Here is a 17032-nt window from a genome sequence, read left to right as displayed (position 1 = left end):
TGACGCTCCGCGTCACTAAGAGCGGACGCAGAGCGTCCAGCGAGGCGTTCCCACGCGGAGCGTGGGAACGATCATCCGTGCCCCTTGGGCAACTCAATCACAAACCTGGTCCAGCCCGCTTCAGATTCACAATAAATCCTCCCCCCATGCGCCCGCACAATCGACTGGGTAATCGCCAAACCCAGCCCCGCATGCTCACTGCTGCCTTCACGGCGCGCCGGGTCTGCCCGATAGAACCGATCAAACAATTTAGGTAACAAGGCCGCTGGAATACCTTCCCCGGTATTGGCGACAGTCAGCGTCACAGCCTGTGCGCTTTCCATAATCCGCACCCGCACCTCGCCACCCACCGGGGTAAACCGCAGCCCGTTATCCAGCAAGTTCGACACGGCCCGGCGCAACATGCCGCGATCGCCCGCCGTTTGAGCCGTGCCCTCGCACACCAGATTGACCTGCGCGTCTTCGGCCAACAGCGCAAAAAACTCCAGCAACGCCTCCACTTCATCGTGCAGCGCCAGCGCTTCGCGCTTGGGCATCAGCAGGCCATGGTCGGCTTTGGCCAGGTACAACATGTCATTCACCAATTGCGCCATCCACTGCAACTCCTCCAGGTTGCTGTGCAGCGCCTCGCGGTAGTCCTCCAGCGGGCGCGGCTGGGTGAGGATCACCTGGGTGTGGGTCAGCAGGTTCGACAGCGGCGTGCGCAGTTCATGGGCGATATCGGCGGAGAAGGCCGAAAGGCGCTGGAACGCATCGTCGAGCCGCCCCAGCATCGCGTTAAACGCCTGGGCGAGTTCGGCCAACTCCACCGGCATGTGCGTCTGTGGCAAGCGTTGGGTCAGGGAGTGGGCCGACACGCCGGCCGCCACTTCACTCATGCGCCGCAATGGCCGCAGCCCGCTGCGCGCAGCCCACGCACCGAGCAGCGCGGTGGCCAGGGCGGACAAGCCGACCGTGAGCCAGATCAACCGCTGCATGCGTTGCAGAAAGTGCTGGTGGTGCGTGATGTCGAGGATCAGCGACAGTTGCGGCGAGCTGGCTTGGCCCGCCAGCAACGGCGCGTTGTAGACGCGATAATCGGTGCCGGCATTTTGCAGGCTGTGCAGGCCCGGCGTTGCGGGCAGCGTGACGCTCGGCGCGCCATCAAACCAGCGTTGGCCGGCGGCGCTGATGCGCAAGGCAAGGTCCGGCTGGCGGCTGAGTTCGGCACGCAGTTGCGCTTCTCGCTGAGTAAAGGCCGCCCGTGAGTCGACACCCTGCAAGGTGCTGCGCAGCGCGATCAGTTTGCCGTCGAGTTGCTGCTGGTCCAGTTCGATAAAGTGCGCTTCGCTGGCCTGGTTGAACAATACGCCAGCGATGAGCGAGACCACCGCCGTACAGCCAGCAAATAACAGGGCCAGGCGGCTGGCCAGGGACAGGCGCGCAATCAATTGCACCGTTCCTCCAGCACATAGCCCATACCGCGCACGGTGTGGATCAGCTTGGTGGGGAAGTTGTCATCGACTTTAAGGCGCAAGCGGCGGATCGCCACTTCGATGATATTGGTGTCGCTGTCGAAATTCATGTCCCACACCTGGGAGGCAATCAGGCGCTTGGGCAGCACTTCGCCCTGGCGGCGCAGCAGCAGTTCGAGCAAGGCGAACTCCTTGGCGGTGAGGTCGATACGCTGGCCGTCGCGCTCGACGCGGCGGCGAATCAGGTCCAGGCGCAGGTCGGCCAGTTGCAGGGCGGTTTCCTGCGGCGTGCTGCTGCCACGGCGCAACAGGCTGCGCACCCGCGCCAGCAGTTCGGAGAAGGCGAAAGGCTTGACCAGGTAGTCGTCGGCGCCCAGCTCAAGGCCATGCACGCGGTCTTCCACGGCGTCGCGGGCGGTGAGGAACAACACCGGGATTTCCAGGCCGGCACTGCGCACCGCGTGCAGTATTTGCCAGCCGTCGCGGCCGGGCAGCATCACGTCGAGGATCAGCAGGTCGTAATCGCCGGTCAATGCCAAATGCTGCCCGCTCGTGCCGTCGGCCACCAACTCGGTGGTAAAGCCAGCCTCGGTCAGGCCCTGGCGCAGGTAGTGGCCGGTTTTCGGTTGGTCTTCAACGATCAGCAGTTTCATGGGCGACTCTTGGCAACAGGTGACGATGGGCTTTATACCGTGGGTGGCAGCCTCAGGGCGCAACCTGACAAAGTTGTAATCTAGCAGTCAGCTGGTTGGCAGCCGGGCCATCTTAAAGTGCTGAGCAAGCTGGACACACTTTTTTGGAGAAGCGTCATGGCGTTGCGCACACCTTTGTTTATGGCGGGCTGTTTGTTGGCATTGAGCGTTAATGCAATGGCCGACGAGGCCCACACCTATGCGTTTGGCCACCCGGCACCGGCCGATAAAGCCACGCGCACTGTGGAAGTAACCCTGCAGGACATTTCCTTTTCGCCCAAGGCTCTGGACGTAAAAGCCGGTGAGACGGTGCGCTTTGTGCTGGTCAACAAAGGCCAGTTGCTGCACGAGTTCAACCTGGGCGATGCGGCGATGCACGCCGAACACCAGAAGGAAATGCTCAAGATGCAGGCCAGCGGCATGCTCACGGCCACCGGCATGGGCAAGATGGACCACGCCGCCATGGGGCATGGCGATATGGGCGAGATGGGCGGCATGAAGCATGACGATCCCAACAGTGTGCTGGTGGAGCCGGGCAAGACCGCCGAGCTGACCTGGACCTTCACCAAGGCCACCGGCCTTGAGTTTGCCTGCAACATTCCGGGGCACTATCAGGCGGGCATGGTCGGCAAACTGACCGTTGAGTGAGGCGATTCTTAAGGGCGGGAGCAAAGGCTGGTAGACTGGCGCGGTTTATTTAGCCAGGTTTCCGCCATGCATCCCGCAGCCGAACATTCGCCGCTGGGCAAGTCCAGTGAATACATCTCCACCTACACGCCATCGCTGCTGTTCCCGATCCCTCGCGCCGCCAAATGGGCCGAGTTGGGGCTGACTGCCGAAACGCTACCTTATAAAGGCGTGGATTTCTGGAACTGCTTTGAACTGTCGTGGTTGCTGCCATCCGGCAAGCCGGTGGTGGCCATCGGTGAATTCAGCATCCCGGCCGAGTCGCCGAACATCATCGAGTCCAAGTCGTTCAAGTTGTACCTCAACTCGCTGAACCAGACCGCGTTTGCCGACACGCAAAGCCTTGAAGCCACCTTGCGCACCGACCTCAGCGCCGCCGCCGGCCTGCCTGTGAGTGTACGCATCCGCAGCCTGGCCGAGATTGAGGCTGAAGGCGTGATGGCGTTGCCGGGCGCGTGCATTGACGACCTGGACATCAGCGTCAGTAACTACGAACACCCGCGCCCGGAACTGCTGCGTTGCGACGATTCGCGCATCGTCGAGGAGAGCGTGCACAGCCACCTGCTCAAATCCAACTGCCCGGTCACCAGCCAGCCGGATTGGGGCAGCGTGGTGGTGGAATACCGTGGTCACGCGCTGGATCACGCCAGTTTGCTGGAATATATCGTGAGCTTCCGCCAGCACTCGGACTTTCATGAGCAGTGCGTAGAGCGCATCTTTCTGGACTTGCAGCGGTTGCTCAAGCCGGAGAAATTGACGGTGTATGCGCGCTATGTGCGGCGCGGAGGGTTGGATATCAACCCGTATCGCAGCACCGAGAATGTGCAGTTCCAGAACGTGCGCCTGGCTCGTCAGTAGCCACCACACAAAACTAAATGTGGGAGCTGGCTTGCCTGCGATGGCGGTCTATCAGTCATACATCGGGTGACTGATAGACCGCCATCGCAGGCAAGCCAGCTCCCACATTTTGGTTCTGTGTTGGGCATAGGATCGTATTAGATCCCGATGTTTCCCAAGGTGATCATGATATTGCGCAATGTCCCGGAAATGACCGGGTGTTCAGCATCGAACTCTATGGCTGCTTGATTCACATCGTCGGAAATACTGGGTGTTTGGGTGGCCGGTTCAAGTTCGAGTTGTAATTCGAACTTGGCAATCAAGGCTTCCAGCGCTTCACGTTTTTCTTCAGACAGCGGCGGTTGCTGTTCCAACTGCCCGCGCAGGATGTTGACCTGTTCTTCAAGCTTTATGCGGTCAGGCATGACGTTCTTCCTTTTATCGATAGGCACTGGCATAGACCGCGGCACGCCGTGAAAGGTCTACGGGCTGACCTGTAGATTAATCCACCGGCGCCTTGAGTGCATGATCTCTATCAGGGCTTCTCGCCTTTAAGCTGGCGCAGGCTGATATCCGCCAGGCACGTGCCCAGCTCGCCAAGGTGATCAATCACCGAATGCACCCCCAGCCCATACAACGCCACCGTGGCTTTGCCGCGCTTGTGCTCGCGTTGCTGCTCGGTCAGCGCCTGCCATTGTTCCGGCGACAGGCCGCACAGCGAGCCGCAGGACGCCAGGCCGATGGTCCACAACCCGGCATTGAGGCCCGATTGCAGCAAACGCGGCTCGCCGCTGACCAGCACACAACCTTCGAGGCGTTGGATATTCAGTTCCATCAAGGCTTGCCAGCAGGCGTGCGGCGCCGGCCAGCGGATCGAGGAGGGTGGCGTGGCTTTGAGCCAAGCGGGTAGGGCAACCGCCAGCAGGGTGGTGACCGAGGCGGGCAGTTCATCCAGCCAGGCGCAGGGCACGCCCTGGTCCTTGAGGCTGCGCAAAATCTTCAGCGCGCCGGGCGTGGCCTGGGAGTCGGGGCAGGGCGAGTCGGTGCGGGCTTGGGAACCGAAATCCACCAGGCAGCCACTCAGGCCAAACAGCACGGCAGTCAAGGTGGGGGCGCTGGCTACGGCAATTTCGGCGTGAGGCATTTCGACTTCCCTGAAATAACTATCCTGAAATAGCTACGACGCTATCCGCGCTGTATGACAAGCGGATGACACTTCACCTGTTTGTAGGAATTTTGTGCATTTTGCGTCTGTCGATTCCTCGTTACTGCCTAAATCCACCCATCCGTCATATACTGACAGTCTTATTCAGGGCATAGCGCCCATGACAGACCATTCAAGGAGCCAAAGCTATGCGCTGGAGCCAGTACTTCGCTCAGCTATCTGTGTGTGCAACCATCCTGCTCGCCCCGTTTGCGGCCCAGGCTGCGTCGGAAGACGATCCATGGGAAAGCGTCAACCGCCCGATCTTCACCTTCAACGACACCATTGATACCTACGCCCTCAAGCCGATTGCCCAGGGTTATCAATTTGTAACCCCGCAATTCGTGCAAGACGGCGTCCACAACTTCTTTCGCAACATCGGCGATGTCGGCAACCTGGCCAACAACGTGCTGCAACTCAAGCCGCACGCCGCCGGTGTAGACACCGCCCGCCTGTTGATGAACACCACTTTCGGCGTGCTCGGCTTTGTTGATGTCGGCACCAAAATGGGGCTGCAACGCAGCGATGAAGACTTCGGCCAGACCCTCGGCTACTGGGGCGTCGGCAGCGGTCCTTACGTGATGCTGCCGCTGCTGGGCCCAAGCACCCTGCGTGATGCGCCGTCCAAATACGTCGACAGCTACACCCAACCGTACCGTTACATGAACGATATCGGCTGGCGTAACAGCACCTTCGGCCTGAACATCGTTGATACCCGTGCCAGCCTGCTCGACAGCGAGAAGCTGATCACTGGCGACAAGTACACCTTTATCCGTAACGCTTACCTGCAGAACCGTGAGTTCAAGGTAAAAGACGGCAAGGTCGTCGACGACTTTTAAGCCGTGACGTTTTGAAATGAAAAAAAGGCGACCTCTATAGGTCGCCTTTTTTGTGCGCGGTTTTCAACGCATTTTCAAGATCCTGAGGCCCAGGTGCTGGCGCTCGCCGTCGCTTTTGGCCCACACCACCTCGGTGTCCGCTTCCAGGCCCGCAAGGGCGGCGTGCTCCGAATCGATGCGCACGGTCAGGTTGTCCCCGACCTGAAACTGGCGAGGGGCCTCAACCTGCATGCCGGTGCTGGAAAGGTCCACGCAAACCCCGGCAATCTCTTGCCCGGCGTGGATCAAAGACACATCGGCATCCACGCGCATGCGGATGAAATCGCGTTTTTCTTCGTAGCCGCGCTCATGTTCGCTCACGGGTTCCATCCTTACTTTGTGTTGTGGTGGTGACTGTTCTTATAACTCCCGGTGATTTGCGGTGTAAAGACGCCCGGCGACCATCGGCATGAGCTTGAAACCCCTGACGGATGGGAGTACCGTCTGCGCCTTAGAAGGGCACCTCTGCTTTACCGTTGTGCATGGGAGAAATCCCAATGCTTTGTAGGACAGAGAGGCTAGAAAGCGAATCCAGTACGTGAGCCCGGCCATTGCCGAGCCGCCTACGCCAACCTAATTCTGGCGCCGTTTGCCCACATGCAAAAAACCAGTGCCACGCTGCTGATAATCGATGACGACGAAGTAGTGCGCGCGAGCCTCGCGGCCTATTTGGAAGACAGTGGCTTCAGCGTCCTGCAGGCCAGCAATGGCCAACAGGGTCTCCAGGTGTTCGAGCGCGACAAGCCCGACCTCGTGATCTGCGACCTGCGCATGCCCCAGATGGGCGGCCTTGAGCTGATTCGCCAGGTAACCGAGCGTGCGCCGCAGACGCCAGTGATTGTTGTGTCCGGTGCCGGCGTGATGAACGATGCTGTCGAAGCCCTGCGCCTGGGCGCTGCCGACTACCTGATCAAGCCCCTGGAAGACCTGGCGGTGCTGGAGCATTCGGTGCGCCGCGCGCTGGACCGTGCCCGCCTGCTGCTGGAAAACCAGCGCTACCGCGAAAAGCTCGAAACCGCCAACCGCGAACTCGAAGCCAGCCTCAATCTGCTCCAGGAAGACCAGAACGCCGGTCGCCAGGTGCAGATGAACATGCTGCCGGTGAGCCCGTGGACCATCGACGAATTCAATTTTGCGCACCAGATCATCCCGTCGCTGTACCTGTCGGGTGATTTCGTCGACTACTTCCGCGTCGATGAGCGACGTGTGGCGTTCTACCTGGCCGACGTGTCCGGCCACGGCGCTTCTTCCGCTTTTGTTACCGTGTTGTTGAAGTTCATGACCACACGGCTGTTGTTCGAATCCAAGCGCAATGGCACCTTGCCGGAGTTCACCCCCTCCGAGGTGCTGGGCCACATCAACCGGGGCCTGATCAGCTGCAAGCTGGGCAAGCACGTGACGATGGTCGGCGGCGTTATTGATGAAGAAACCGGTCTTTTGACCTACAGCATCGGCGGTCACCTGCCGATGCCGGTTTTATACACTCCCGACAGTGTGCGTTACCTGGAAGGCCGTGGTCTGCCGGTGGGCTTGTTTAACGAAGCCACCTACGAAGACCACATCCTGGAACTGCCGCCGACGTTCAGCCTTACGCTGATGTCCGACGGCATCCTGGACCTGCTTCCAGAGCCTACACTCAAAGAGAAAGAAGCCGCCTTGCCCCAAAAGGTCAAGTCGGCGGGCGGCAGCCTGGATGGTCTGCGGCAAGTTTTTGGATTGGCCACGCTAGGGGAGATGCCGGATGATATCGCCCTATTGGTGTTGAGCAGGAATCTTTGATGAGTACCGGAAGAATCCAATTCGCCGAGCAAGACGGGACCTTCGTCCTGAAGTTTGTGGGTGAAGTGCGCCTGACCTTGTGTTCGGCGCTGGATGCGACGATTGAGCGGATCTTCACCGCGCTGAACTTCTCAGCGATCGTGATCGATCTGACCGAAACCCGCAGCATCGATAGCACCACCCTTGGCTTGCTGGCCAAGTTGTCCATTCTGTCTCGGCAGAAGGTCGGCCTGTTGCCGACTGTGGTCACCACCCACGAAGACATCACCCGGCTGTTGCAGTCCATGGGCTTTGATCAAGTGTTCAACATCGTTGACCGCCCGATCCCGTGCCCGGAATGCCTGACCGACCTGCCTTCGCAAGACCAGTCCGAAGAAATCGTACGGGTCAAGGTGCTGGAAGCGCACAAGATCCTGATGGGCTTGAACGAGTCCAACCGCGAAGCCTTCCACGACCTGGTCAACGCCCTAGAGCGCCACTGACCTTCAGTTGAAACCCAATCCAATGTGGGAGCTGGCTTGCCTGCGATAGCGGTATGTCAGCCACCTATTCATTGCTGACCCACCGCTATCGCAGGCAAGCCAGCTCCCACAGTTTGAACGGTGACTGGTTTGAGAACTGCGAACCACAAAAAAGGGCGGCACCCTTACAGGTGCCGCCCTTTTTGTCGCCGCCTGCCTTACAGCTTGGCAGTCAACAACGCCTCCAGCTTCTCCTGGTCGCGAGCAAACTGACGAATCCCCTCTGCCAGCTTCTCAGTCGCCATCGCATCCTCGTTGGACTCCCAACGGAACTGCGCTTCAGTCAAATGCACCCGCGCTTCACCGGCATGGCCTGGCGCCAACTTGCGCTCCAGCTTGCCTTCATCGGCCGCCAGCTTCTCCAGCAGGTCCGGGCTGATGGTCAGGCGATCACAGCCGGCCAGCTCTTCAATCTGGCTGAGGTTACGGAAGCTCGCACCCATCACTACGGTTTTGTAGCCATTGGCCTTGTAGTAGTTGTAGATGCGCGTTACCGACACTACGCCTGGGTCTTCAGCGCCGGCGTAGTCGTTGCCGTTAGCCTTCTTGTACCAGTCGTAGATACGGCCCACGAACGGCGAAATCAGGAACACACCGGCTTCGGCGCAGGCCACGGCCTGGGCAAACGAGAACAGCAGCGTCAGGTTGGTCTGAATGCCTTCTTTTTCCAGCTTCTCCGCCGCGCGGATGCCTTCCCAGGTGGAGGCGATCTTGATCAGCACGCGGTCACGGCCTACGCCAGCTTTGTCGTACAGGTCGATCAGACGGTGCGCACGCTTGAGAATCGCGGCCTCATCGAACGACAAACGCGCATCCACCTCAGTGGAAATACGCCCAGGTACGACTTTGAGAATCTCTTGACCCACCGCCACCGCAAAACGGTCACTGGCCAGGCCCACGTCGCCGTTGCAGTCCTTCACAGCCTCATCCAGCAGCTTGGCATAGCCTGAGATCGAAGCGGCCTTGAGCAGCAGGGAAGGGTTGGTAGTGGCGTCTTGTGGCTTGAGCTTGGCGAGGGTAGAAAAATCGCCGGTATCGGCTACGACAGTGGTGAATTGCTTGAGTTGTTCCAGCTTGGAAGTCATGGGCGTGCTCTGTCCTGTGGGTCTGATGACATTACCCGAGCGCCGGCAAGCGCTCAAGGGCGCAAATACATTCGGTCGTTTGCGCGGGCAACAACCTGAAAACAGCCGTTTGAATCACCGGCCATACTGCTGAATAGGAGACCAAAACCCCCGACAGGTTCAACCCAAGTTCCCCGAGCCACCGCAGCTCCCGTGTGAAAGCTGGCTTCCTGTGGCGAGCAGGCTTGCTGTGGCGAGCAGGCTTGCCCTGCGTTGGGCTGCGAAGCAGCCCCAGTAAGGCGATGGAGTTTTTCAATGAGAACCCGTCATAGTTATCAGGGCCGCTGCGCGCCCCAACGCAGGGCAAGCCTGCTCGCCACAACAGCCCAGCCACCTACCACTCCCTGACACCCTGCACTCAAAACTGTGGGAGCGGGCTTGCTCGCGAAAGCGGCCTGTCAGCCACCAAATCCACCCACTGACACCCAACCTGCCAAATCACCGACCCTCCAACAGCTCCCCAGCCTGATCCAGCAACGCCAACGGATCACTCGCCTTATGAATATCCACCGACAACAACTGCCTGAACCGACGAGCCCCCGGAAACCCAGTCCCCAACCCCAACACATGCCGAGTAATGTGATGCATCGCCCCACCACTGGCCAAATGCTCCGCAATATACGGCCGCAACTGCGCCAACACCTGCGCCCGACTCACCACCGGCGCCGCACTGCCAAACAGCTGCTGATCCACCTGCGCCAACACATACGGATTGTGATAAGCCTCCCGCCCCAACATCACCCCATCAAACACCTGCAAATGCTCTTGGCACTGCTCCAGCGTCTTGATCCCGCCGTTCAACACAATCTCCAACTCCGGGAAATCCTGCTTCAACTGCGCCGCCACGTCATACCGCAACGGCGGAATATCCCGATTCTCCTTCGGCGACAACCCCTCCAGAATCGCGATCCGCGCATGCACGGTAAAACTCGTACACCCCGCATCCCTCACCGTGCCAACGAAATCACACAACTCGGCATAACTGTCGCGCCCATTAATCCCGATACGATGCTTCACCGTCACCGGAATCGACACCGCATCCCGCATCGCCTTCACACACTCCGCCACCAGGGCAGGGTGCGCCATCAAGATCGCGCCGATCATATTGTTCTGCACCCGATCACTCGGGCAGCCGACGTTCAAGTTCACTTCATCGTAACCGGCAGCCTCAGCCATACGTGCGCAGGCAGCCAGGTCAGCGGGCACGCTGCCGCCCAATTGCAGCGCAAGCGGGTGCTCGGCTTCGTTGTGACGCAGGAAGCGCTCGTGGTCGCCGTGGAGGATCGCGCCAGTGGTGACCATCTCGGTGTAGAGCAGGGCATGCTTGGAGAGCAGGCGCAGGAAGTACCGGCAGTGGCGGTCGGTCCAATCCATCATCGGGGCGACGGAGAAGCGGCGGGAGAGGGGAATGGGTATGGTCGTGTTTACGGGCATGAGGAAAATCTAAGTAGATGAGGCAGAGGGCTGGAGTTTAACAGGAACGGCGAGGGGCTAGCCTGGCTGGTTTTTCCAGCCGTATGAGTAAGCTTTCATGGGGCGTTGTGATTGCATATTGAGATCACTTTGTAAAACAGGTACGTTTCTCGCTCTGTCCCATCCTAAATTTACATTTCAAGGATTTTTTTGTGAAAGGAATCAAGCCATTCTTGGTGCTGCGGTACATGCTCATCGAAAATAAGCAAGCTGCTCTTGTATCTAAGCCTCTTCCAAGCCCCAAAGGGGCAGCCGTAGTTTCGGCCCTCCAGGACGACGGCCGTGAGTTTGTTAAAAATAAGGTGCGTTATAGTTTTGTTGGTTTTTCTTATGTTGAACCGGTAAGTACAGAGTTTCCCAAGGGAAGGTTTTTGGTGGGGAAAACTGCTAAACATAAAATAACCAAAGTAGGCGATAAAATTCCTGGGGACATCGTTCCTCATGATGCCGATGATTGGGTTCCTGTAATAACAATTGTTGATACTGTTGATCAGTATGTTTTTGTACAGCATGATTGGCGATTTGGCACTGAGGAGCAGATAGTTAATGCCATTCATACTGGGTTAAAAAATGCTATTTTTGATGAGTATAATTATTCGATATTTATTGAGCCTAAAACAGCAAGGGGGGAGTTTTGGAGTGTGGTTAATTCTCATGACAAGGTTTTTGAGATTGAGTTAGAACTTATTTCTCCTAATATACTAGAGACTAATGTCAAAGCCCGTGATGCGCTCGCAGCGATGAAAAAGCTATTTGGTCAGGAAGAGGTTAAGATTACCCTGATTAATGAGTATGGGGATCTAAAGGCTCCAAAAACTCCGCTTGATGACTATTTGGACTATATTGAGGAAGGTGAAGGGAAGTGGAGTGTTACTACTGAAGGCAAGAACGGCGGTAAAAAAATTCATAAAAGCATATCTGCTATAGTAAAAATTGATCTGGACGTTCCTTCGGATGAAGTAGTGATGCATGAGGGGCAGTTAGAGCTTGAGACTGGTCTTCCTGCTCCGGGGCGTACAGGGAATGATGTTCGGATGGTATCTGAAGTCTATTCAGCTATAGGCGGCTTATTGAGGCGTTAATATGCTTCGTTTGTTATTCGTTTTTTTAACATCCTTTAGCCTTTCTTATCTGTTGTTGTGGGGGACTGGTGGAGAAGCTAGTCCGGTGTTTGGTAGTATAAATTCGGTCCTGTTTGTTTTGGGGGCGATGTTTGGGGCTTTATCTTTGGCGTTCTTCAATTATGTTGAGGGCGTTATGAAGGATGTTCCGAAAAAATTAAAGGTTCAGAACTTCGAGCTATACTCGCTTGTTGTTGGTTCGTTGACTGATCTAAAAAGGGAGGTTATTAGTAATGTGCTTTTGGTTGTTGTCTTGTTGTTGGTAGCATTTTTTGCTGGTGCAGTTGGGGAGATGGATTTTTTATACAGATTGAGTTTTTCATCATATTTGATATGGGGGATGCAGTCTGTTCGTGGTGCTTGTTTTTTAAGTGTTATTGTCGTGGTGTGTGTGCAGTTGGCCGGGTTCGTAACAGCAAATAGTTTGCGAGCAGAGGTTTCCATGTACGGTGAGTAGGGTTGTGCGCGCGGTTTGGAGCATCTGCGTAAACGGGACAGATTTATTTCTTCGTCCCCTTGTTTTTTTGAGGCCGGGTTTACCAAGAAGGACGCAGGGGCTTCGAGTTTGATAGCTCAGACCTTAAGTCGAAGTGACTAGGGCCAAATGAATCCGTCCCCTTTATTTTCCGTAAAAGAGAAAGATAGGTCTGAAAAGTTGGTGCATGGTTGGGAGGAGTGTTTGCAAATTGATTGGTTAAATTAGTCGGTGTGGAGGGGTCATACTCCTCCCGCGATTGTTTGTAGAACGATTTTCGTAGAGCTGATGTATCTGGTTAGATTGCAAATGTTATGATGTCTTTTTGAAATCAAAAAAACGCCAGGTGAAATATTTTTATTGAAGCCATAAATCACCCTTAGTACGTCTTTAAATTCCGACTTGGCAGACGGGCTGTTGTGGGCTAGTGCGTTTCTTACTTTGCGCATTTCATCGATTATCTGTCCGTGAGCTTGAGTATTTATTATGAATGATTCATTATTTGGGATGATATTATTAATGCTTTCTCGTATGAATTTTGCCTTGGTCCATTTTAGGTTGTCTTTTGCTTTTGGTCGGTTATAGGTTAAAAATAAATACCTGGCGTCTTGAGTTCGGCCCGCACGTTTTATTAGGTTTGCACTGGAGCCATCAAGGTAGAGTCCCCCTGCTGCGACTTTGTAAGCGAGTTCGGCTACGGTATCTTCAAAGATCGAGAATAGTCGTAGCATTATCATTTCACCTATAAAGTGCTGGTATTTGGCCTCAAGCTTCTCGCAATCAATTTGATGTGCGTGCAATTTATCTATCTGCTGTGCTGAATTCTGAATGGTTATCCTCAGACTCGGCAGGGCCATTTAAAAGAAGCCTTTTATGTAATCGTGACGAATGCGCCGTTGCGAAATACGTTGTGTTGTAGAGGCGCAGGCTTCCTTGAAAGTATCATCTGATGGCGATCTGTTTTCTTCTGAAAGAAATCTTTCATCAATGTCGTTAATAATTGTGGATAAGCGTTTTGTGGAAATTCTAGGGATTTCGTTGAGGACCATCACAAGCGAGAAAAATATAGGCTGCCTGTTAAAAATAGTGTCTGTAATTTTTTCCGGGCTTAGCGCTCCAATTATATCAAAGATTCGATCTAACTTGGCTGCTATCGTATCTCGATCGTCAAACTCGTCATCATACTCAGTGTACATTTTATTGAGTGCGGTAGGACTATAGTCTGAAAGCCCGTTCATAAGGTTGTAAACAAGGTCTGAAATGAATAAGACTTCGGACATCCGAGATATGTCAGTAGCTGAAAAGATCTCGTATTGCCTCCAAAATGGAGTTCTAGAGGAGGCCTGAGCTAAACAGAACTGCTTCATCTCTCCGCTGAACGCAGCATTTCTCTTTTCTTGGGGGTTAAGCGTTTTGCTGATCGAATTGATTCGTCCGAAAATATCAATAACATCCGCGTCAGTGGCTCCCAATAGGTAACCTACTGGAATTGATGTGAGTAAAAGTGTTTGTTGCTCCTCTCGCTTTAGTTGGGAGTAAAAAAGTTTTTTGCTGTAGTTCGGGTGTCGGGCGGTGAATTCGTTTTTGCAGTAGCTTAGTATTGCTCGCGTTCGTTGTTGTCCATCAACAATTTCTTTAATGCTTTTTGAATTTTCAAGATCAAGATAATGTCTGACATATATCGCGGGTATTGGCTTTTGTTCAAGTAGTGTGTTGACTAGATATGATTTTTGTGGAGTGCTCCAAACTGAGCGCCTTTGGTACCAGGGGGATAAGTTTAATTCTCCTCGGCTCTCAAGGTTGATGATGTCCTGGATAATCAGGGCTTGGTAGTCAACTCTATCCATATGTAGTACTCAACATGCAGTATTTTATTGGTCGCATTTATGCCGGCTTAGACAACCGTTAGTCAAGCATTTAGGTAGCTGGTTACAAATTCAGCCACCTTACGTGCGTAATGGGTAGAGCCGGAAGTCGAAAGTGAATGAGGTCGCTCAACCGGCCTCATTAGCTTTCCATTCGATCGGATTTTGAAGTCAGACCACAATCGCAGGCTCACGACTCCCCACTCTCCCTAGCGAAATCAATACAGGCGGGTTGGTACAAATTAGTACATGATTTGTGATCTTGGCCTGAGCGGCTTTAAATTCGGGAGGCGCAGAGGAGCTTTCTCCAGTCCACCAACGGTACGACGCGGGAGAGATAGGGTGATCCAGAGAATAAGCCTAATGCTATAGGAAATTTCCCACGCTTTTCTCAGCTTGCCCCTCAGACCACCCCTAGCTAACCTCCCCAAACCGCTGGAAACCCAGCGGCCGGATGTGGAAGTCCGTACCAAGCTAAGACGCAATCGTCACAAACACCTACCGACGTTTTTTTACGTCTGTATCATGTGTTTCGGCGGCTGTGCGCGGGGCACTTCGGTGCGCCGGGTCCTTAGCCCTGGTCTTCCACACCTGCGTACGGCTGCCACCCTCATGTGGAAGTGAGATTGGCAGTTCCTGAACAGTTAAGGAGCTTCGCCATGTACAAGGTCACACCGAATCCGCCTCATGCCTCAAACGCTGAACCCACTGATGCCAAGCTTCACGCTGCGGCTCAGCGCGCTATTCATCATTACTTGCCGCCATCTGACGACAACGCCGCCCCCGCCGACCAGCCACCCGGCAACCTATTCTCCGTCAGCCCCAACATCGACACCGAAACCCTCCTAGCCAACGCCGCCGAGCACCTCGATTCCGCCAACCAAATAACCGCCACCCTGGCCTTCGACCTCGAAGACCCACACCGCGCCATCATCCTGGGCATCCAGCAACTCATCGACCTAAGCGTTCTACTCGTCGCCCGCGCCCAAGAGCAAGTCGCGCCTGCTGCCAACCCAGCCACCGCCTGACCCCAACCCCGCCGCCTTACCCCAAGGCGGCAACCTGAACCCCTGCTGTCACCGCGCAAAATTTCATAATCCCCAGCGCCTTTGAGGTCTACGATCCTCTTCAAGAGAGGACCCCAGCGCCTCCTGCCCATAGGGAACTGAAAACATGATCTCGAACCTGGTTAAAGTCGCGCTGATTGCTGGCACGTTGCTGTTGGGCGCTTGTTCGACGGGGTCGTCGGGCGGGAGTGGTGACCCTTGTTTTACTGGCGGATGCCAGGCGTTTGGGGACCATAGCCCGAGTAAGGCGGCCAAGATGAATTTTGGCGGGAGTGGGTTGGGCAGTAGTTATGGGGAGTATGGGTCGGGGTTGTTGCATGATGATTGATGGAGTGGTGGGGCAGTCGTTGATTTGGTGACTGACCCACCGCTATCGCGGGCAAGCTCGCTCCCACATTGGAGCGGGGGTGGCCTGTAAAATGTCAGTGGCCGCCTTGCATGCGGCGGGCGATGAGGTAGATGCCCAGGCCGACCAGCGCTGTGGCGGCGCCGATGTAGCCGGTGCTGGTCCAGCCATATCCCGCTGTAATTGCCATTCCGCCCAACCATGGGCCCAGCGCGTTTGCGAGGTTGAACGCTGCGTGGTTGGACGCTGCTGCGAGGCTCGGGGCTTCGTGGGCGATGTCCATCAGGCGGATTTGCAGCGGCGCGGCCATGGCAATCATGGTGCCGACCAAACCGATGCCCAGCAGTACGCTCCACAGCGAACTGGCGGCGAAGGTGAAGAAGATCAGTACGGCCATCGACCACACCATGATCCAGCCCACGGCGCGAAATTGCAGGCGGTCGAACAGTTTGCCGCCGGCGATGTTGCCGATGATGCCGCCCACGCCAAAGGCGGCGAGGCCGAAGGGGATCCATTGGGGCGAGACTTTGGTCACTTCGAGCATGGTCGGGGCGAGGTAGCTGAACACGCAGAACATGCCGGCAAAGCCAATCGCGCCGATGGACAGGGCCATCCACACTTGGGGTTTGGTGAAGGCGCGCAGTTCTTTGCGCGGGTCGCTGCGCGGTTCGTCGTGGCGGTCGGGGACGAATTGCCAGACCAGGGCGATGGTGCACAGGGCGATGGCGCTGACCAGCGCGAACGCCGAGCGCCAGCCCAGGTGTTGGCCGAGGAAGGTGGCGATGGGGTTGCCGAGCAGCATGGCCAAGGTGAGGCCCATCATCACGCGGGCCACGGCGCCGGCGCGTTTGTCGTTGGGCACCATGCTGGAGGCGACGACGGCGGCGATGCCGAAGTAGGCGCCGTGGGGCAGGCCGCTGATAAAGCGGAAGGCCACCAGCGAGCCGAAGGTCGGGGTGAAGGCGGTGGCGAGGTTGCCCAGGGCGTAGAGGCCCATCAGCAGTAAGAGCATGTGTTTGCGCAGCAGTTTGGCGCCGAGGATCGCCAGCAGTGGCGCGCCGACCATCACGCCGAGGGCGTAGGCGCTGATGGCGTGGCCGACTTGGGGTTCGCTCAAGCCCAGGTTCTGGGCGATGTCGGGCATCAGGCCCATGATGGCGAATTCGCCGGTGCCGATCGCGAAGGCGCCCACGGCCATGGCCGCTTCCATTTTGGCGGCGCTGCGCGCGGGCAGTACGTGCCCGGGTGTTTGCTGGGTAGTCATGGGTAACTCTGTAGGAAAAAAGTGCACGAAGGTCAGTGGCCGATGCTACGCAAGCCGCCACGAAAGTGTCTAGAACAGCGTTTTGCGCGAGCGTTCAGTTTGATTAAACACCCTGTGACCCCAGGTCGCGGCTGTGACGCTTGACACCTGCGCGTTAAAAGCCGCGATTTAGCGCTGTCAATTGGCCAAACGGCGCATAAATGCGGTTCAGCGTGATATTCTGCGCGCCGTCTTGGTCTAGTCTT

19 protein-coding genes are annotated in these 17032 nt (G+C 56.2%); 9 read left to right on the top strand and 10 right to left on the bottom strand.

Annotation, left to right across the window (positions count from 1 at the left end; all coding sequences use genetic code 11):
- Positions 1-71: 71 nt before the first annotated feature.
- Positions 72-1430, bottom strand: a complete 1359-nt coding sequence (locus tag ASE80_RS01035; RefSeq protein ID WP_056857641.1) for a heavy metal sensor histidine kinase — start codon at positions 1428-1430, stop codon at positions 72-74.
- Entirely contained in the window at positions 1427-2107 is a 681-nt protein-coding gene (locus ASE80_RS01030; RefSeq protein WP_056857274.1) for a heavy metal response regulator transcription factor, read from the bottom strand. Before ASE80_RS01030 ends, ASE80_RS01035 begins: the two co-directional genes overlap by 4 nt.
- 156 nt (positions 2108-2263) lie before the next feature.
- Between ASE80_RS01030 and copI the strand changes: the two genes are divergently transcribed.
- Positions 2264-2794, top strand: a complete 531-nt coding sequence (gene copI, locus ASE80_RS01025) for a copper-resistant cuproprotein CopI (RefSeq protein WP_056857273.1) — start codon at positions 2264-2266, stop codon at positions 2792-2794.
- Positions 2795-2860: 66 nt separating this feature from the next.
- On the top strand, positions 2861-3691 hold the full coding sequence (queF, locus tag ASE80_RS01020) for an NADPH-dependent 7-cyano-7-deazaguanine reductase QueF (protein ID WP_056857272.1): 831 nt from the start codon (positions 2861-2863) through the stop codon (positions 3689-3691).
- A 137-nt stretch (positions 3692-3828) separates the two neighbouring features.
- On the opposite strand, the gene ASE80_RS01015 is transcribed toward queF, so the two are convergent.
- Both ASE80_RS01015 and ASE80_RS01010 read right to left on the bottom strand, forming a co-directional pair.
- The gene (locus ASE80_RS01015) at positions 3829-4095 is read right to left on the bottom strand and encodes a DUF4404 family protein (RefSeq protein WP_053255059.1); all 267 of its coding nucleotides are present in this window, start codon (positions 4093-4095) and stop codon (positions 3829-3831) included.
- A gap of 110 nt (positions 4096-4205) precedes the next feature.
- Positions 4206-4814 carry a hypothetical protein gene (locus ASE80_RS01010; protein ID WP_056857271.1) on the bottom strand — a complete coding sequence of 203 codons (609 nt, stop codon included), beginning with the start codon at positions 4812-4814 and terminating at the stop codon, positions 4206-4208.
- Between the two features lie 209 nt (positions 4815-5023).
- Between ASE80_RS01010 and ASE80_RS01005 the strand changes: the two genes are divergently transcribed.
- Entirely contained in the window at positions 5024-5713 is a 690-nt protein-coding gene (locus ASE80_RS01005; RefSeq protein WP_056857270.1) for an MlaA family lipoprotein, read from the top strand.
- A gap of 63 nt (positions 5714-5776) precedes the next feature.
- On the opposite strand, the gene ASE80_RS01000 is transcribed toward ASE80_RS01005, so the two are convergent.
- On the bottom strand, positions 5777-6073 hold the full coding sequence (locus tag ASE80_RS01000) for a PilZ domain-containing protein (RefSeq protein WP_056857269.1): 297 nt from the start codon (positions 6071-6073) through the stop codon (positions 5777-5779).
- 276 nt (positions 6074-6349) lie between these two features.
- Here ASE80_RS01000 and rssB point away from each other — a divergent pair, with 276 nt between their 5' ends.
- Both rssB and rssC read left to right on the top strand, forming a co-directional pair.
- Complete coding sequence (rssB, locus tag ASE80_RS00995; RefSeq protein WP_056857268.1) at positions 6350-7531, top strand: two-component system response regulator RssB; 1182 nt, start codon at positions 6350-6352, stop codon at positions 7529-7531.
- Positions 7531-8013 (top strand): anti-sigma factor antagonist RssC, encoded by a 483-nt coding sequence (gene rssC, locus ASE80_RS00990; RefSeq protein ID WP_010212025.1) that lies wholly within the window; start codon positions 7531-7533, stop codon positions 8011-8013. The genes rssB and rssC overlap by 1 nt, the downstream gene beginning before the upstream one ends.
- Positions 8014-8210: 197 nt before the next feature.
- On the opposite strand, the gene tal is transcribed toward rssC, so the two are convergent.
- Both tal and dusA read right to left on the bottom strand, forming a co-directional pair.
- The gene (gene tal / locus ASE80_RS00985) at positions 8211-9137 is read right to left on the bottom strand and encodes a transaldolase (protein WP_056857267.1); all 927 of its coding nucleotides are present in this window, start codon (positions 9135-9137) and stop codon (positions 8211-8213) included.
- Positions 9138-9614: 477 nt separating this feature from the next.
- The gene (dusA, locus tag ASE80_RS00980; protein ID WP_056857266.1) at positions 9615-10610 is read right to left on the bottom strand and encodes a tRNA dihydrouridine(20/20a) synthase DusA; all 996 of its coding nucleotides are present in this window, start codon (positions 10608-10610) and stop codon (positions 9615-9617) included.
- A gap of 191 nt (positions 10611-10801) precedes the next feature.
- Between dusA and ASE80_RS00975 the strand changes: the two genes are divergently transcribed.
- A complete protein-coding gene (locus ASE80_RS00975) occupies positions 10802-11731 on the top strand; it encodes a hypothetical protein (RefSeq protein WP_056857265.1) in 930 nt (309 codons plus the stop codon).
- Between the two features lies 1 nt (position 11732).
- The gene (locus tag ASE80_RS00970) at positions 11733-12227 is read left to right on the top strand and encodes a hypothetical protein (protein WP_056857264.1); all 495 of its coding nucleotides are present in this window, start codon (positions 11733-11735) and stop codon (positions 12225-12227) included.
- Between the two features lie 260 nt (positions 12228-12487).
- Here ASE80_RS00970 and ASE80_RS00965 read toward each other — a convergent pair whose 3' ends face one another.
- Both ASE80_RS00965 and ASE80_RS00960 read right to left on the bottom strand, forming a co-directional pair.
- Positions 12488-13102, bottom strand: a complete 615-nt coding sequence (locus ASE80_RS00965; protein ID WP_056857263.1) for a hypothetical protein — start codon at positions 13100-13102, stop codon at positions 12488-12490.
- Complete coding sequence (locus ASE80_RS00960) at positions 13103-14092, bottom strand: DUF262 domain-containing protein (protein ID WP_056857262.1); 990 nt, start codon at positions 14090-14092, stop codon at positions 13103-13105.
- A gap of 677 nt (positions 14093-14769) precedes the next feature.
- On the opposite strand from ASE80_RS00960, the gene ASE80_RS00955 reads away from it, so the two are divergent.
- Positions 14770-15138, top strand: coding sequence for a DUF6124 family protein (locus ASE80_RS00955; protein ID WP_056857261.1), 369 nt, complete (start codon positions 14770-14772; stop codon positions 15136-15138).
- A gap of 145 nt (positions 15139-15283) precedes the next feature.
- Positions 15284-15505 carry a hypothetical protein gene (locus ASE80_RS31270; protein WP_056857260.1) on the top strand — a complete coding sequence of 74 codons (222 nt, stop codon included), beginning with the start codon at positions 15284-15286 and terminating at the stop codon, positions 15503-15505.
- 94 nt (positions 15506-15599) lie between these two features.
- On the opposite strand, the gene ASE80_RS00945 is transcribed toward ASE80_RS31270, so the two are convergent.
- A complete protein-coding gene (locus ASE80_RS00945) occupies positions 15600-16787 on the bottom strand; it encodes an MFS transporter (protein WP_056857259.1) in 1188 nt (395 codons plus the stop codon).
- Positions 16788-17032: the final 245 nt, after the last annotated feature.

The organism is Pseudomonas sp. Leaf15 (assembly GCF_001421425.1).
Classification (GTDB): Bacteria; Pseudomonadota; Gammaproteobacteria; order Pseudomonadales; family Pseudomonadaceae; genus Aquipseudomonas; species Aquipseudomonas salomonii.
Note: the sequence above shows the minus strand (reverse complement) of the source record. Positions and strands in the feature narration are given on the sequence as shown.

Coding starts and splice junctions, on each gene's coding strand:
- rssC (WP_010212025.1), top strand. CDS start 7,531: ATGAGTACCGGAAGAATCCAATTCGCCGAGCAAGACGGGACCTTCGTC.
- queF (WP_056857272.1), top strand. CDS start 2,861: ATGCATCCCGCAGCCGAACATTCGCCGCTGGGCAAGTCCAGTGAATAC.
- ASE80_RS31270 (WP_056857260.1), top strand. CDS start 15,284: ATGATCTCGAACCTGGTTAAAGTCGCGCTGATTGCTGGCACGTTGCTG.
- ASE80_RS01010 (WP_056857271.1), bottom strand. CDS start 4,814: ATGCCTCACGCCGAAATTGCCGTAGCCAGCGCCCCCACCTTGACTGCC.
- ASE80_RS01030 (WP_056857274.1), bottom strand. CDS start 2,107: ATGAAACTGCTGATCGTTGAAGACCAACCGAAAACCGGCCACTACCTG.
- rssB (WP_056857268.1), top strand. CDS start 6,350: ATGCAAAAAACCAGTGCCACGCTGCTGATAATCGATGACGACGAAGTA.
- tal (WP_056857267.1), bottom strand. CDS start 9,137: ATGACTTCCAAGCTGGAACAACTCAAGCAATTCACCACTGTCGTAGCC.
- ASE80_RS01015 (WP_053255059.1), bottom strand. CDS start 4,095: ATGCCTGACCGCATAAAGCTTGAAGAACAGGTCAACATCCTGCGCGGG.
- ASE80_RS00970 (WP_056857264.1), top strand. CDS start 11,733: ATGCTTCGTTTGTTATTCGTTTTTTTAACATCCTTTAGCCTTTCTTAT.
- ASE80_RS01005 (WP_056857270.1), top strand. CDS start 5,024: ATGCGCTGGAGCCAGTACTTCGCTCAGCTATCTGTGTGTGCAACCATC.
- ASE80_RS00965 (WP_056857263.1), bottom strand. CDS start 13,102: ATGGCCCTGCCGAGTCTGAGGATAACCATTCAGAATTCAGCACAGCAG.
- dusA (WP_056857266.1), bottom strand. CDS start 10,610: ATGCCCGTAAACACGACCATACCCATTCCCCTCTCCCGCCGCTTCTCC.
- ASE80_RS00960 (WP_056857262.1), bottom strand. CDS start 14,092: ATGGATAGAGTTGACTACCAAGCCCTGATTATCCAGGACATCATCAAC.
- ASE80_RS00955 (WP_056857261.1), top strand. CDS start 14,770: ATGTACAAGGTCACACCGAATCCGCCTCATGCCTCAAACGCTGAACCC.
- ASE80_RS00945 (WP_056857259.1), bottom strand. CDS start 16,787: ATGACTACCCAGCAAACACCCGGGCACGTACTGCCCGCGCGCAGCGCC.
- copI (WP_056857273.1), top strand. CDS start 2,264: ATGGCGTTGCGCACACCTTTGTTTATGGCGGGCTGTTTGTTGGCATTG.